Below are 15,317 nucleotides of genomic sequence, written 5' to 3' on the forward strand. Positions count from 1 at the left end.
GATGTCCGATTCCCGCGAGCCGGTGTCGCCGGCGCGTGCGAGAGTGTAGGCATGAACGGTCCGGGGATCACGATGACGAGCGCGACGTTCGACGAGCGCTATCGCGCCATCGACGCGCGCGACGCGCGTTTCGACGGGCAGTTCGTCACCGCGGTGCGCTCCACCGGCATCTACTGCCGTCCCTCGTGCCCGGCGCGCACCCCCAAGCCCTCCAACGTGACGTTCTACCCGACGTCGGCGGCCGCGCACGAGGCGGGCTACCGCGCGTGCAAGCGCTGCCTTCCCGAGGCCGCGCCCGGCTCCCCGGCGTGGAACCTGCGCGGCGACACCGCGGCGCGCGCCATGCGGCTCATCGCCGACGGCGTCGTCGAGCGCGAGGGGGTCCCCGGTCTCGCCGCGCGCCTGGGGTATTCGAGCCGTCACCTGACGCGGCTGCTCGCCGCGGAGCTCGGCGCCGGCCCGCTCGCCCTCGCCCGGGCCCAGCGGGCGCACACCGCGCGCATGCTCCTGGTGGGCACCGACCTTCCCGCCGCCGACGTCGCGTTCTCGGCCGGGTTCGCGAGCGTCCGCCAGTTCAACGACACCATCCGTGAGGTCTTCGGCCTCACGCCGATCGAGCTGCGGTCCCGCCGCGCCGCCGGGGGCGCGGGCCGTGGCGCCGCCGGGGCGATCGACCTCGTCCTGCCCCACCGCGGCCCGCTGGACGCCCCGGGGCTGTTCTCCTGGATGGCCGTGCGCGCCGTGAGCGGAGCGGAGGTCGGCGCCGCCGACCGGTTCGCCCGCACGCTGCGCCTGGAGGGCGGGCCGGCCTGGTTCGAGCTGCGCGTGGATCCGTCGGGCCGTGTGCGCCTGCGGGCCCGGCTGACGCAACTGCGCGACCTCGCGCCGCTCGTCGCGCGCGCCCGGCGGCTGTTCGACCTCGACGCCGATCCCGTCGCCGTCGACGCGGCCCTGTCCGTGCATCCGGAGATCGCCCCCCGTGTCGCCGCGCTCCCCGGCATCAGGGTCCCGGGGGCGGCCGACCCCCACGAGATGCTGATCCGCGCGATGGTGGGCCAGCAGATCACGGTCGTCGCCGCCCGGACCGCCCTGACCGCCCTCACCGAGGCACTCGGCGAGCGGGTCGAGGCCTTCGAGGGCACTGACCGCCTGTTCCCGACGATGACGGCGATCGCCGAACGGGGCGGCGAAGTGCTCCGGGGCCCGGGTGCGCGCATCCGGGCGATCACCTCGGCCGCAGCGGCACTGGCCGCCGGCGAGCTCTCGTTGACGACGGCCGACGACGGCGCCGAGCAGCGTGCGGCGCTGCTGGCGCGGCCGGGGATCGGGCCGTGGACGGCCGACTACGTGCGCATGCGCGTGCTGGGCGATCCCGACATCACCCTGCCGGGCGACGTCGCCGTGCGCGCGGGGGCCGCCGCCGTCGGCATCCCCTCCGACCCGCGCGGCTTCGACAGCTGGGCCGTCCGCGCCGCCCCCTGGCGCAGCTACCTCACCGCGCACCTGTGGCGCGCGGCCGATCAGAACAGGAAGAGCGCATGACCGCCCTCATCGAGACCATCGACACGCCCGACGGGGCCTTCACCCTCCTCGTCGACGAGCAGCAGCGCGTGCTCGCCTCGGGGTGGACGGCCGAGCCCGAGGCGGTGCTCGCACGACTGACGGCACGTCCCGAGGTGCGCGAGGGTCGGACGGAAGCGGCCGCCGCGGCGGCGGCGTACTACGCCGGCGACCTGCGGGCCATCGACGAAGTGGCGGTCGCGCAGTCCGGTACCCCCCTGCAGCTCGCCGGATGGGCGGCCCTGCGGCGCATCGCGCCGGGGGAGCCGCTGACCTACACCGGGTTCGCCGCGGCACTCGGCCGTCCCAGCGCCGTCCGTGCGGCCGCATCGATCTGCGCCCGCAACGCGCCGGCGCTCTTCGTCCCCTGTCACCGCGTGCTGCGCGGCGACGGCACCCTCGGTGGCTTCGCCTGGGGCGTGGACGTCAAGCGACGTCTGCTGGAGCGCGAGGCGCACTGATCCGGACGGATGCCGAAGAAGGTGTTGCGCTCAGCGAATTCTCAGGCATAGGCTGGAGGGCTGTCGCGTCGTTCGCCGACGTGACAGCGTCCCTGTCGCCGACTCGAGGAGGAATCATGTTCCGGACCATCTTCGCCACGAAGCCGTCTGCCATCCTCGCCGTCGCCGGACGCGACCGGTACTGAGACCCCGCTCCGCCACGTCGCGGAGCGCACCTCCCCGGGGAAGCCCCACGGGAAGGTGTCGCCTCCTCCCCGCGTTCTGACCGGCATGGCCACGCCTGCCGGAGTTCCGCGTGCCTCCGACCCCCTCTTCGCCGTCCTCGGCATCCGCTCCACCACCACTCCTCAAGGATCATGACCTCTTCCACCGAGAGACCCGCCACGTCGCCACGACTGTCCACCCCCCGGGCGCTCGCCCGGCTCTACCCCTTCGCCAAGCCCGTGCTCCCGCGACTCGTGCTCGGCGCCGTCAGCGCGCTCATCGCGAGCCTGCTGGCCCTGTCGATCCCTCTCGTGCTCGAGGTCGTGGTCGAGGGACCGATCTCGTCCGGCGACCTCACCCAGCTCACCTGGGGAGCCGTCGCCGTCCTCGTGCTCGGCCTCCTCGAGGCGCTGATGGTGTGGGCGCGGCGGTTCTTCGTCATGGCGCCCGCGACCAAGGTCGAGTACGACCTGCGCACCGGGTTCTACGAGCGCCTCCAGCGCCTGCCGGTGTCGTTCCACGACAAGTGGCAGTCCGGCCAGCTGCTGAGCCGCATGATGCAGGACATCAGCATGATGCGCCGCTGGATGGCGTTCGGCCTCGTGCTGCTCGTCGTCAACGTCCTGACGATCCTCGTGGGCGCGGTGCTCCTGTTCCGCTGGCACTGGCTGCTCGGCACGACGTTCCTCATCGTGTGCGCGCCGCTGTGGTACGCCGGGTACCGGTTCGAGAAGACGTACGGCACGCTGGCCCGGCAGAGCCAGGACCAGGCCGGCGACCTCGCCACCTCGGTCGAGGAGTCGGTCCACGGCATCCGCGTCCTGAAGGCCTTCGGCCGCGGCAAGCACGCGCTGCAGAAGTTCACGCGCCAGGCCGAGACGCTGCGCGAGACCGAGCTGAGCAAGGCGCGGGCGATCGGCTGGATCTGGTTCTGGCTCGTGCTCCTGCCCGACATCGCCTTCGCACTGTGCCTGGGCGTCGGGATCCTCCTCATCCAGACCGACCAGCTGCAGATCGCCGAGCTCGTCGCCTTCTTCGCGATGGCCACCGTGCTGCGCTGGCCGATGGAGTCGATCGGCTTCCTCTTCTCGTTCCTCCTCGACGCGCGGACGGCCACCGACCGCATCTTCGAGGTCTTCGACGAGGAGAACACGATCGTCGACCCCGAGCAGCCCGTCGCACTCGCCCGCACGCGGGGCGCGCTGCGGTTCGAGGGCGTGCACTTCCGCTACCAGGACGCCGCCGAGACCGAGCGCGACCTGCTCGACGGCATCGACCTCGAGCTGCTCCCCGGCGAGACCATGGCCCTGGTCGGCCTCACCGGTTCGGGCAAGACGACGCTCACGACGCTGCCGGCGCGCCTGTACGACGTGACCGCCGGTCGCGTGACCCTCGACGGGGTCGACGTGCGCGACCTCCCGCTGCACGAGCTGCGCACCCAGGTGGGCATGGCCTTCGAGGACGCGACGCTGTTCTCGCAGACCGTGCGCGACAACGTGCTGCTCGGCCGCGAGGACCTGGCCGCAGGCTCCGACGAGGCCGAGGCCGTCATGCGCGAGGCGCTCGGAGTGGCCCAGGCGGCCTTCGTCGACGACCTGCCCGACGGGGCCGACACCGTGATCGGCGAGGAGGGGCTGTCGCTGTCCGGCGGTCAGCGCCAGCGCCTCGCCCTCGCCCGCGCGGTCGCCGCCCGCCCCGCCGTGCTGGTGCTCGACGACCCGCTGTCCGCGCTCGACGTCGACACCGAGGCGCTCGTCGAGGACGCCCTGCGCGAGGTCCTCCACGAGACGACCGCGCTGGTGGTCGCCCATCGCCCCTCGACCGTGACGCTCGCCGACCGCGTGGCGCTCCTCGAGGACGGGCGCATCACCGCCGTCGGCACCCACTCCGAGCTGCTGCGCACGAGCGAGCACTACCGCCACGTGATCTCCAGCCTCGAAGACGAACAATCCCGCATCCGCGAAAGGGAGGTGAACCTGTGAGCACCACGGTCACCGGCACCAGCGGCGAGGACCGCTCCGACTACACGCGCGCCGAGTCGCGCTCCATCCGTCAGCGATCGCTGCGCCTCCTCGGCTCGCTCGTGCGCCCGCTGCGCCGGCAGCTCGTGCTCGCCGCCACCGTGCTCGTCGTCTCGACGGCGCTGCGCGTGGCGGGGCCCGCGCTCATCGCGTACGGCATCAACCAGGCACTGCCGAAGGTGCTGTCCGAGGGCGACTGGATGCCGACGGCCGTCGTCGTCCTCGTCTACCTGACGGCCGGCATCGGCGGGGCCGCCCTCATCGGGTGGTACGCGGTCGTGGCCGCGCGGCTGACCCAGGCGGTCATGCTGGACCTGCGCAAGCGGATCTTCCTCCACACGCAGCGCCTGAGCCTCGAGTTCCACGAGTCCTACACTTCGGGCCGCATCATCTCGCGCCAGACGAGCGACCTCGACTCGATCCGCGAGCTGCTCGACGGCGGCCTCAACGAGCTCGTCTCCGGTGTGCTCTACGGCGGGTTCACGCTCATCGCGCTGCTCCTGCTCGACTGGCACTCCGGCGTGATCCTGCTGGTCATGGGCATCCCGCTGTGGTTCGTCATGCGGTGGTTCTACCTGAACTCCCAGCGCGTCTACCGCGAGTCGCGGGTCGTCAGCGCGAAGGTCATCGTCAAGTTCGTCGAGACGATGACCGGCATCCGCGCGGTCAAGGCGTTCCGCAAGGAAGGGCGCAACGACGAGGAGTTCGGCGATCTGTCCAGCCAGTACCGCGACGTCAACCTGCGCTCCATCAAGCTGTTCGGCATCTTCGAGCCGGCGATGATGGCGGTCGCCTCGGTGTCCGTCGCGCTGGTGCTGCTGTGGGGCGGCATCCGCGTCGCCGACGGGGCCATGCTCGTGGGCACGCTCCTGGCGGCCGTGCTGTACGTGCGGAACTTCTTCTCGCCGCTTCAGGAGATCGCGTTCTTCCTGAACTCGTACCAGTCCGCGACCGCCGCGCTCGAGAAGGTCTCCGGCGTGCTGGAGGAGGAGCCCACCGTGCCCGACCCGCGCGAGCCGGTCGACCTGTGGACCGCCCGGGGACACGTCGAGTTCCGCGACGTCACGTTCGGCTACTCCGAGGACCGCACGATCCTGCCGCACTTCTCGCTGGACATCCCGGCGGGGCAGACGATCGCCCTCGTGGGCACCACCGGCGCCGGCAAGTCGACGCTCGCCAAGCTCGTGTCGCGCTTCTACGATCCCTCGAAGGGCGCGGTCACCCTGGACGGCGTCGATCTGCGGTCCTTGCACCCGAAGGACCTGCGCCGCGCGATCGTCATGGTCACGCAGGAGGCGTACCTGTTCAGCGGGACCGTGGCCGACAACATCGCGCTCGGCAAGCCCGACGCGACGCTCGATGAGATCCGCGCCGCCGCACGCGCGGTGGGCGCCGACGCGTTCATCGAGCGCCTGCCCGACGGCTACCACACCGACGTCAACAAGCGCGGCGGTCGCGTGTCGGCGGGACAGCGGCAGCTGATCTCGTTCGCGCGGGCGTTCCTCGCCGATCCGGCGGTGCTGATCCTCGACGAGGCGACGGCGTCGCTGGACATCCCGTCCGAGCGTCAGATCCAGCAGGCGCTGCAGACGCTGCTCGCCGACCGGACGGCGATCATCATCGCCCACCGCCTCTCGACGGTGGCGATCGCCGACCGCGTGCTGGTCATGGAGCACGGCCGCATCATCGAGGACGACCGTCCCGAGGTGCTCATCGCCGGCACGGGCAAGTTCGCGCAGCTGCACGCCGCGTGGCGGGAGTCGCTGGTCTGAGATCGTCGTAGCCTCCGCCGTCCGCCGCGTCAGCGGATTCGGATGATCGCGCCGGATTCGGAGCCCCCTCACCCTGGGCTCCGAATCCGGTGACGACCTCCGAATCCCGTCGGACGATCAGGCTCGGCGGCGCTGCGCGAGAGCGCGGGCGATCGCGTGCTCCACGCGGTCCCATCCGTAGACGACCTCGGAGTACGAGAAGCGCAGCACCGTGTAGCCGCGCGCCACGAGCTCCCGGTCGTGCGCGAGGTCGCGCGTGCGTTCCGCCGATGACGAGTGATAGCGGAAGCCGTCGAGCTGGACGACGAGCCAGCCGTCGATCACCGCGTCGACGTCGTGACCGGCGAGCCCGACCTGCACCCGCACGGTCACATCCCAGCGGCGGAGCCGGTCGACGAACACCGTCTCGAGCCCCGAGCCCATGAGGCCGGTGAGGACCGATGCCAGTTCCCGCGCGCGCGGCGAGCGCCACGCGACACGTCGGAGCACATCGGCCGGCAGGTTCTCGGAGCGGGCAGCATCCTCCCACAGCACGAGGGCGGTCTCCCGCGGCTGACAGTCCGCGAGGTGCTGGAGGGTGTCCTCGACGGATTCGACGAGGAGGCGGGAATGGAGCGCGCCGATCGGGACGGTCCAGTGGCGGACGACGCCGGCCTCCCGAGCGCCCTCGGCATGGGGACGCACGTGGAGGTGGAGCCGGTCGTCCACCTCGGGCGGCATCCACCAGCCACGGTGGCGCGCGGCCGAGACGCAGGCCAGACGCGCGGTCGCCTCAGCGGCCGCCACCAGCTGCGGCGGGGCGTCGGGCACGGCGACCCAGTACCGCCGCACCCGCAGGACGGCGCCGTCGGCGATCGCTCGGCGAAGGGCCGGTGCGCTCATTCCGCGGTCGAGGATGTCGCTGCGGTGCACGATCCCGCCACGGGCAGCGACCCACGCGTTCAGATCCATCCGACCAGGGTCGCGTCGCGGGCCCGGGGTTCGTCCCGGTCCGCCGCCGCTCGTGCACAGCGGCCACGCTCGCGTCGCTCGGGAGGAGGCGCCGCGGTCGCCCGGGCCGCCCACCTCGCGCGAGCGGATTCGGATGATCGCGCCGGATTCGGATGCCCGGCGCCCGAGGCCCCGAATCCGCTCGCATTCTCCGAATCCGGTGGCGGGGTCCGGCGGCGGCGTCCGGTGGCGGCGTCCGGATCCGCGGGCGCGGACGAGGGCGGCGAGACCCCGATGGGGGAGGGTATACGAGGTCTCGCCGCCGGTCGGACTCCCACGGCTGTGGGAAGGAGGCGGGAGGGGTGTTACAGGCGGATCTCGGCGACGACCTCGCCGTACTCCGTCTCATCCACCGGCGTGAACCCGACGCGGCGGAAGAACGCCTCGGGTCCTCCCTCGCCGGCTTCGTAGATGACGTCGATGTGGTCCATGCCGCGGCTGCGGGCCTCGTCGAGCAGGCGCTCGACGGCGAAGCGCCCGACACCGCGGCCCTGGTCGTCGGCGTCGACGTTGATGCGCCACAGCACGGAGCGGAAGTGCTCCTGCGGCGCCTCGGGGTCGAAGTTCGCGCTGACGAAGCCCACGACCTCGTTGTCGTCCAGGACGACGCGCTGCCAGGCCGTGGCCGGATTGATGACGGCGGCCGCGACGGCATAGCTCGTGGGGGCGAGGAACTGCTCCTGGCCGGGCTTCAGAGACATCGCGTTGACGGCCACGATGGTCGCGGCCGACAGTTCCACCAGGCGAAGCTCGGTCATGGGCCCAGGCTACCTGCCGCACGGGTGTGCCGCACTCCCGATTCTCCGACCGGGTCGAGATATCTCGACGTCGAGATACTTTCCGCGCGTGCGATAGGCTGGGCGGCGATGCCGTGACGCCCCTCCAGACGCCGCTCAGACGCCCTACAGACGCTCATCAGGAGATACACCCGTGCCCGACTCCACCATCATCTACACCCACACCGACGAGGCCCCGGCTCTGGCGACCGCGTCGTTCCTGCCGATCGTCCAGGCCTTCGCGGGGCAGGCGGGCGTCGAGCTCGACACCCGCGACATCTCCCTGGCGGGGCGCATCCTCGCCGCCTTCCCGCAGCGGCTCACGCCGGAGCAGCAGGTGGGCGACGCGCTCGCGGAGCTCGGCGGGCTGGCGACCCTGCCCGAGGCGAACATCATCAAGCTGCCGAACATCTCGGCCTCGCTCCCGCAGCTGAAGGCGGCCATCGCCGAACTCCAGTCGCAGGGCTACGACATCCCGGACTACCCCGACGACGCGGCCTCGGTCGAGGACAAGGACATCCGCGCCCGCTACGACCGCATCAAAGGCTCCGCGGTGAACCCCGTTCTCCGCGAGGGCAACAGCGACCGTCGCGCGCCGCTGTCGGTCAAGAACTACGCGCGCAAGCACCCGCACCGCAACAAGCCCTTCGCCGAGGGCTCCCGCACGCGGGTCGCCACGATGGGCCACGACGACTTCCGCAGCAACGAGAAGTCCTGGGTCGCGGCGCACGACGACGTGCTGACGGTGCGTCACGTCGCCGCCGACGGCACGGTGACCGTGCTGAAGGACAACCTCAAGGTGCTCCCGCGCGAGATCGTGGACGCCACGTTCCTCTCCGCCGCCGCCCTCGACGCCTTCCTGGCCGACACGCTCGAGACGGCGGTCGCCGACGACGTGCTCTACTCGGTGCACCTGAAGGCGACGATGATGAAGGTCAGCGACCCGATCATCTTCGGCCACGTCGTCAGGTCGTACTTCGGCGACGTCTTCGACCGCTTCGGCGACCGCATCGCCGCGGCCGGGCTCACGCCGAACAACGGCCTCGGCGCGATCCTCGCCGGGCTCGGCGAGGTCGAGGGGGGCGAGGAGATCGCGGCCGCGTTCGCGCAGCGCCTCGCCGACGGCCCCCGCCTCTCCTACGTCAACAGCGACAAGGGCATCACGAACCTGCACGTGCCGTCCGACGTCATCGTCGACGCCTCGATGCCCGCGCTCGTGCGCAACGGCGGCAAGCTGTGGGGCGTCGACGGCGGCGAGGCCGACACGATCGCCGTCATCCCCGACTCGTCGTACGCGGGCGTCTACCAGGCGGTCATCGACGACGTCATCGCCAACGGCCCGCTCGACCCGGCCACCATCGGCACGGTGCCCAACGTCGGTCTCATGGCCCAGGCGGCCGAGGAGTACGGCAGCCACGACAAGACCTTCGAGATCGCCGCCCCTGGCGTCGTGCAGATCGTCGACGGCTCGGGCGAGGTCGTCATCGAGCACGACGTCGAGACGGGCGACATCTGGCGCGCGACGCAGACCAAGTACCTGCCCGTCGTCGACTGGGTGCGCCTGGCCGTCGGGCGTGCCCGGGCCACCGGCTCGCCGGCCGTGTTCTGGCTCGACGTGAACCGCGCGCACGACGCGCAGATCATCGCGAAGGTCTACCAGGCGCTGGCGACGATGGACACGCACGGCGTGGAGATCTCGATCCTCTCGCCGGCCGAGGCCACCCGCTACACGCTCGCGCGCATGCGCCACGGCCTGGACACCATCTCGGTGACCGGCAACGTGCTCCGCGACTACCTCACCGACCTGTTCCCGATCCTCGAGGTCGGCACGAGCGCCAAGATGCTCTCGATCGTCCCGCTCCTGGCCGGCGGCGGCCTGTTCGAGACCGGCGCGGGCGGGTCCGCTCCCAAGCACGTGCAGCAGCTCGTCGAGGAGGACTACCTGCGCTGGGACTCGCTGGGCGAGTTCTTCGCACTCGCGGCGTCCTTCGAGCACCTCGGCGAGTACACCGGCAACGCCAAGGCGAAGGTCCTGGCCGACACGCTCGACGCGGCCACCGGCACCTTCCTCGAGAACGACAAGTCGCCCGGCCGGGCCCTGGGCACGATCGACAACCGCGGCAGCCACTTCTACCTCGCCCTGTACTGGGCGCAGGAGCTGGCCGGTCAGACCGCGGACGCCGAGCTCGCCGCCGCGTTCGCGCCGATCGCCGAGAAGCTCGCCGCCGCCGAGGAGACGATCGTCTCCGAGCTCCTCGCGGTCCAGGGGAACCCCGTCGACATCGGCGGCTACTACCACCCCGACACCGAAAAGGTCGCTGCGGTCATGCGGCCGTCGGCGACGCTCAACGGCATCATCGACGCGCTGTAGGACGCGCTACTCCCGCACCGTCCGCGACGCGAGGAACTCGGCCTGCGCGAGCATCTGGAACGCCAGGCCGCCCTCGTGCTCGTTGTGCGTGTAGACCTCGATGCGGCGGTCGCTCGCCGCGTAGTGGTTGAACGCGGCGAAGACGGTGGAGGGCGGGCAGATCGGGTCCAGGAGCGCGACGGAGAACAGCGCCGCGGCTGAGGCGCGGCGCGCGAAGTTCACGCCGTCGAAGTAGCTCAGCGTCGAGAACACCCGCTCCTGCGCATCCCGGTGCACGGCGAGGTAGCGCACGACCTCCTGATACGGGTCGGAGCCGGTCATCCCGACCGCGCGCTCGAAGTGGCACAGGAACGGCACGTCGGGCATGGCCGCGACGAGATCGTCGCGGAGCCCGGCGACGGCCAGGGCGATGCCGCCTCCCTGGCTTCCGCCGGTCACCGCCACGCGGGAAGCGTCGACCATGTCGAGGCCGCGGACCGCGTCGACGGCCAGCACGGCGTCGGTGAAGACCCGCCGGTAGTAGTACGCGGACGGGTCCTCGATGCCGCGGGTGAGGAAGCCGGGCACGGACGGGCCGGTGGCGTGGGGGTCGGCGGTGTGCCCGCCCGAGCCCCAGCCGGAGCCCTGGCCGCGGGTGTCCATCAGCAGGTGGGCGTATCCGGCGGCGGACCAGAACAGACGGTCTACCGGGAGGCCGCGACCGCCTCCGTAGCCGAGGTACTCCACGACGGCGGGGAGCGGCTCCGAGGCGCCGCGGGGGACCGTCAGCCAGGCCTTGACGGGATCGCCCGCGAAGCCCGAGAAGGTGACGTCGAACACATCGACGGTGCTCAGCGGCGTCGCATGCGGGGTGAGGGTCGCCGGGCTCGCCTGCGCACGCGACGAGGCGAGGGTCTCGCGCCAGAAGTCGTCGAAGTCCTCGGGTTCGCGGACGACGGGGGAGTAGTCCTCGAGTTCGGGCAGGCTCAGGTCGAAGCGGGGCACCCCGCCACACTATCGACGGTCAGGCGTGGATCCAGACGTCCACTCCGACGGGCGACCAGTCGTAGATCATCTTCGCCTTCGCGGGCGGCATGTTGACGCAGCCGGCGCTCATGACGTTGCCGAAGTTGTTGTGCCAGTACGCGCCGTGGAACGCTTGGTTGCCGTTGAAGTACATGACCCACGGGACGTCTTCCTGCGTGTACTTCTTGCCCGAGTCGCGGGCCGTGCCCTGCATGTCCTGGGACGCCGTCTTCCAGCCGATCGAGAAGTGGCCGGGGTAGGTGACCGCTCCCGGTCGCCCGCTGGAGATCAGCCAGGTGTCGACGACCTTCCCGTTCTCCTTCAGGTACAGGCGCTGCTTGCTGAGGTCGACCTCGAGCAGCCGTTCGAGCTCCGTCGTCTTCTGCGGGGTCACCATGACGGGGAGCTCGAAGGCTGCGGAGCCCTCTGCCAGCTGGGCGGCGAAGGCGGCCGCGACACCCGATGTGTCGCCGAGCACCCGGCCGTCCTGGCCCGCCACGATGTCGCGGAGCACGTCGCCGGCGGCGTTGACCACGACGGTGCCGTCCACGACCTCCTGGTCGATGTCCAGAGCGTCGACCGCCACCTGGATCTTGGCGGGGTCGGCGGCGATCGTGAAGGCCCCGGACTCGTCGGTGCCGATGCTCAGCCAGGATGCGGCCTCGGCGGGGCTCACCGGCACGGTGCGCTCCGCTCCGACGTAGAAGCCGATGTCGCCGAGCATGGCGTTGAGCCGGTCGACGGCCTCCTGGGCCTCCGCGGTCGTCGACACGGGCTCGACGGGCACGAGGACGGGATCGACGACGACGTCCGCGGTGCCCGACGAGAAGGCATCCTGCAGCGCCTCGGCGACCACGGCGACGTCGACCCCCTCGCCGTCGACGGCGGGGGTGAGCTCGTAGGCGCTGCCGGTGAAGGACACCTCGGCGGACACGGGAGCGGTGAACAGGTCGGGAGCGGCTGCCTGCAGGGCGGCCATCGCCGTCGTCGCGTCGACGGCGATCTCGGCGTCGGCGGTGTCGCCGAACCACTGGCTGACGTTCCAGAGGGGACGGTCGTGGTAGGCCTGGCCGGCGAGGGTGCCGGAGTCGACGATGGCGCCGAGCTGCGCGCCGGTGAGCGTCGGACCGCCCTCGCCGAGGGTCACCGTCGTGGTGGCGAGGCGCTGCGCGATGGCGTCGCTCGCGGCTCCGGCGGTGAGGAAGCCGACCGGGACCCCGGCGACGGCCGTGCCGGGGGCGATGAGGACGAGGGAGGCGGCCACGGCCACGACGCCGACGGCACCCGCGGGGACCCCGATCCTCAGTCCCCAGCGCGCGCGCTTCGGACGGGGCTCGGCGGGGGCCCACTGCACGGCCGGTGCGGCGGCATCCGGTGCGGACACGGTCGCGGTCGACGACGTATCGGTCACGGTCACCCCCACGAGAGAATTCGCGCTGCAGCGCCCCTCCATGGTACGCGACGGCGCGTGCGGGCCGGAGCGGGCGCGCGACGGCGCCGGCCGCGACGCCGTCGTCACCCCATGAGTCGCGAATGTAACAGTTTTGTAAATGGTCCTGCCGAATTCACCGAACTCCTTGCGGGGGAGGTGTTCGTAAGGTGTACTAACAAACATGACCGGAACTGAGACGCGCTCCTTCGGCGGTCGCGTGCTGCGTCAGGTGACCAAGGTGCTCCCCGAGCACGCGCGGGCCCACAACCGCTCGCTCGTGCTGCAGACGCTCTTCCACCAGGGCGCGATGAGCCGCGCCGACCTGTCCCGCGAGACCGGCCTCACGCGGGTCACGATCTCCGACCTCGTGGCGGAGCTGATCTCCGACGGCTACGTCGCCGAGCGCGGCACCCGCGAGGCGTCCGGCCCCGGCAAGCCCGCGATCCTGGTCGACCTCGATCGCGAGGGCCACCGCATCGTCGGCCTCGACCTCTCCAACACCGACCGGTTCCTCGGCGCGGTGCTCACCCTCGACGGCGAGATCGTGGCGCGCCACGACGTGGCCGTGCCCGCCGATCGCGAGGACATCCTCGGCGTCGTGACGCAGCTCGCCCGCGACCTCGTCGCCGATGCGCACGCGCCGGTGCTCGGCGTCGGCGTGGGCACCCCGGGCGTCGTGGACGACCGCGGCATCGTGCTGGCCGCGCCGAACTTCGGCTGGACGGGCGTCGATCTCGAGGGCGTCCTCTCCCGCGAGCTCGGTCTGCCCGTGCTGGTCGCCAACGATGCGAACGCCGCGGTCCTCGCCGAGTACACGTTCGGCGGCGCGCCCGACGACGTCCTGCTCGTGCGGGTGGGCCGAGGCGTCGGCTCGGGCCTGCTCGCGGGCGGACAGCCCATGCGCGGCAGCCGCTTCGCCGCGGGCGAGATCGGCCACGTCACGGTCGGCACCGACGGGGGACCGGAGTGCGTCTGCGGCAAGGTCGGCTGCCTCGAGGCGTGGCTGTCGGTCCCGTCGCTGGAGAGGAGGCTCGCCGTCGACGACGCCGGCCGCGACGCGACGCTGCGCGATGCCGGCGAACGCCTCGGCATCGCGTTGGCGCCCATCGTCGGCGCCCTCGATCTGTCGGAGATCGTCCTCTCCGGCCCCCTCGAACTTCTCGACGGCGCGCTGGCGCAGGCGACCGTCGAGACACTCCGCGCACGCACGCTCGCCCGGTTCCACGACGGCGTGCAGGTGCGGATGACGGCGCAAGGCGAGGACATCGTCCTCCGCGGCGCGGCCGTCATGGTCCTGTCGGGACAACTCGGGGTGTCCTGACACCCTGCACCACCCTCGGGTGGGGTCGCCGACCCCGCCTCCGGACGGGTCGCCCGATCCCTCCGGAACACCAAGAGATAACGAAGGAAGACACCATGAACAAGAAGCTCGGAGCCGTGGCGCTCCTCGGCGCTTCGGCTGTCGTTCTCGCAGGCTGCGCGGGCGGCGGAGCAACGACGCCCACGTCCGCGGGCACGCCGGAGCCGGGTGAGCTGCGCGTGTGGCTCGTCGGCACCGACACGCCCCAGGTGGCGCGCGACTACCTCATCGACACGTTCGCCGACGAGAACCCGGGCAGCACGCTGGTCATCGAGGAGCAGCAGTGGACCGGTCTGGTCGACAAGCTCACGACGAGCCTCTCCTCCAGCGACAGCCCCGACATCGTCGAGATGGGCAACACCCAGGCGGCGGCCTTCACCTCCGCCGGCGCGCTGCTCGACCTCACCGACATCCAGGAGCAGCTCGGCGGCTCGGACCTCCTCGACGGCTTCGTCGAGGCGGGCACGTGGGACGGCAAGCTGTACGCGGCGCCGTACTACTCGGGTGCGCGCGTCGTCTTCTACAACACCGCCCAGTACGAGGAGGCCGGTGTCGAGGTGCCGACCACCCTCGACGAGTACGTCTCCAACGGCGTGGCGCTGGCCGACGCCCTCGACGGCGTCTCGGGTGTCTACTTCCCGGGCAAGGACTGGTACAACGCGCTGCCCTTCGTGTGGGAGAACGGCGGCGAGGTCGCGGTGCAGAACGACGACGGCACGTGGGACGCGCAGCTGTCCTCCGAGGCGTCCGTCGCCGGCCTCACCCAGGTGCAGGAGCTCATGACCGAGGCGTCGCTGGCTGCGAAGGACGGCGACGAGACCGAGGCATGGGTGCCCTTCCGCACCGAGAAGGCCGCCACGCTGTCGGTCCCGAGCTGGGCCTACTGGTCGATCGTCGCCGACGAGGACCAGAAGGAGACGGCGCTGACCGACACGCTCGGCTACTTCGCCCTCCCGGGCAAGGACGGCGGCGCCGCGCAGGTGTTCGCCGGCGGCTCCAACGTGGGCATCGCCGCGAAGTCGGCGCACCCCGAGCTCGCCAAGAGCGCGCTGGAGATCATGCTCAGCGACGACTACCAGTCCCTACTGGCCGCCGGCGGTCTCGTCCCGGCCAAGAAGAGCCTCGGCAGCAAGGTCGCCGCGGCGACCCCCGAGCTGGCTGCGGTGATCGCCGAAGCGGCCGCCAACGCGAAGCTCACCCCGGCGTCCCCGAAGTGGGCCGACGTCGAGGCGAAGGGCCTCCTGCAGGACTTCTTCGTGAAGGTGGCAGGCGGCGGCGACGTCGCGTCGCTCGCGGCTGAGCTCGACACCCAGATCGAGTCGATCCTCAACGGCTGACGCCGTGCGCTTCCCCCGGGGTCTCCAC

General features: G+C 71.6%; 11 protein-coding genes. 7 read left to right on the top strand and 4 right to left on the bottom strand.

The window, feature by feature from the left end:
• Positions 1-51: 51 nt before the first annotated feature.
• The 4 genes from ACPWUT_RS02910 to ACPWUT_RS02925 all read left to right on the top strand — a co-directional run bounded on the left by ACPWUT_RS02910 (position 52) and on the right by ACPWUT_RS02925 (position 6,018).
• Positions 52-1,542, top strand: a complete 1,491-nt coding sequence (locus ACPWUT_RS02910) for a DNA-3-methyladenine glycosylase 2 family protein (protein ID WP_425840429.1) — start codon at positions 52-54, stop codon at positions 1,540-1,542.
• A complete protein-coding gene (locus ACPWUT_RS02915; RefSeq protein ID WP_284528276.1) occupies positions 1,539-2,021 on the top strand; it encodes a methylated-DNA--[protein]-cysteine S-methyltransferase in 483 nt (160 codons plus the stop codon). The genes ACPWUT_RS02910 and ACPWUT_RS02915 overlap by 4 nt, the downstream gene beginning before the upstream one ends.
• 356 nt (positions 2,022-2,377) lie before the next feature.
• Entirely contained in the window at positions 2,378-4,207 is a 1,830-nt protein-coding gene (locus ACPWUT_RS02920; RefSeq protein ID WP_425840434.1) for an ABC transporter ATP-binding protein, read from the top strand.
• On the top strand, positions 4,204-6,018 hold the full coding sequence (locus tag ACPWUT_RS02925; protein WP_425840437.1) for an ABC transporter ATP-binding protein: 1,815 nt from the start codon (positions 4,204-4,206) through the stop codon (positions 6,016-6,018). The genes ACPWUT_RS02920 and ACPWUT_RS02925 overlap by 4 nt, the downstream gene beginning before the upstream one ends.
• 117 nt (positions 6,019-6,135) lie before the next feature.
• On the opposite strand, the gene ACPWUT_RS02930 is transcribed toward ACPWUT_RS02925, so the two are convergent.
• Both ACPWUT_RS02930 and ACPWUT_RS02935 read right to left on the bottom strand, forming a co-directional pair.
• Positions 6,136-6,969 (bottom strand): DUF559 domain-containing protein, encoded by an 834-nt coding sequence (locus tag ACPWUT_RS02930; protein ID WP_425840440.1) that lies wholly within the window; start codon positions 6,967-6,969, stop codon positions 6,136-6,138.
• A 344-nt stretch (positions 6,970-7,313) separates the two neighbouring features.
• Positions 7,314-7,766 (bottom strand): GNAT family N-acetyltransferase, encoded by a 453-nt coding sequence (locus ACPWUT_RS02935; RefSeq protein ID WP_284528272.1) that lies wholly within the window; start codon positions 7,764-7,766, stop codon positions 7,314-7,316.
• A 172-nt stretch (positions 7,767-7,938) separates the two neighbouring features.
• On the opposite strand from ACPWUT_RS02935, the gene ACPWUT_RS02940 reads away from it, so the two are divergent.
• The gene (locus ACPWUT_RS02940) at positions 7,939-10,155 is read left to right on the top strand and encodes an NADP-dependent isocitrate dehydrogenase (protein WP_425840444.1); all 2,217 of its coding nucleotides are present in this window, start codon (positions 7,939-7,941) and stop codon (positions 10,153-10,155) included.
• Positions 10,156-10,161: 6 nt separating this feature from the next.
• Here the strand turns inward: ACPWUT_RS02940 and ACPWUT_RS02945 are convergent, their stop codons facing one another.
• Both ACPWUT_RS02945 and ACPWUT_RS02950 read right to left on the bottom strand, forming a co-directional pair.
• Positions 10,162-11,139, bottom strand: a complete 978-nt coding sequence (locus ACPWUT_RS02945) for an acetylxylan esterase (RefSeq protein WP_425840447.1) — start codon at positions 11,137-11,139, stop codon at positions 10,162-10,164.
• A gap of 19 nt (positions 11,140-11,158) precedes the next feature.
• Positions 11,159-12,577: a L,D-transpeptidase gene (locus tag ACPWUT_RS02950; protein ID WP_425840450.1), complete on the bottom strand. Its 1,419-nt coding sequence runs from the start codon at positions 12,575-12,577 to the stop codon at positions 11,159-11,161.
• A gap of 196 nt (positions 12,578-12,773) precedes the next feature.
• Between ACPWUT_RS02950 and ACPWUT_RS02955 the strand changes: the two genes are divergently transcribed.
• Both ACPWUT_RS02955 and ACPWUT_RS02960 read left to right on the top strand, forming a co-directional pair.
• The gene (locus ACPWUT_RS02955; RefSeq protein ID WP_284528268.1) at positions 12,774-13,913 is read left to right on the top strand and encodes an ROK family transcriptional regulator; all 1,140 of its coding nucleotides are present in this window, start codon (positions 12,774-12,776) and stop codon (positions 13,911-13,913) included.
• Positions 13,914-14,008: 95 nt separating this feature from the next.
• Positions 14,009-15,289, top strand: a complete 1,281-nt coding sequence (locus ACPWUT_RS02960; RefSeq protein ID WP_425840454.1) for an extracellular solute-binding protein — start codon at positions 14,009-14,011, stop codon at positions 15,287-15,289.
• The last annotated feature ends 28 nt before the right edge of the window (positions 15,290-15,317 follow it).

The organism is Microbacterium sp. PA5 (assembly GCF_049860775.1).
In the GTDB taxonomy this organism is placed as follows: Bacteria; Actinomycetota; Actinomycetes; order Actinomycetales; family Microbacteriaceae; genus Microbacterium.

Bases quoted from the DNA above. Each gene is read 5' to 3' on its own strand.
- ACPWUT_RS02920 (WP_425840434.1), top strand. From the start codon at position 2,378: ATGACCTCTTCCACCGAGAGACCCGCCACGTCGCCACGACTGTCCACC.
- ACPWUT_RS02935 (WP_284528272.1), bottom strand. From the start codon at position 7,766: ATGACCGAGCTTCGCCTGGTGGAACTGTCGGCCGCGACCATCGTGGCC.
- ACPWUT_RS02910 (WP_425840429.1), top strand. From the start codon at position 52: ATGAACGGTCCGGGGATCACGATGACGAGCGCGACGTTCGACGAGCGC.
- ACPWUT_RS02915 (WP_284528276.1), top strand. From the start codon at position 1,539: ATGACCGCCCTCATCGAGACCATCGACACGCCCGACGGGGCCTTCACC.
- ACPWUT_RS02955 (WP_284528268.1), top strand. From the start codon at position 12,774: ATGACCGGAACTGAGACGCGCTCCTTCGGCGGTCGCGTGCTGCGTCAG.
- ACPWUT_RS02930 (WP_425840440.1), bottom strand. From the start codon at position 6,969: ATGGATCTGAACGCGTGGGTCGCTGCCCGTGGCGGGATCGTGCACCGC.
- ACPWUT_RS02960 (WP_425840454.1), top strand. From the start codon at position 14,009: ATGAACAAGAAGCTCGGAGCCGTGGCGCTCCTCGGCGCTTCGGCTGTC.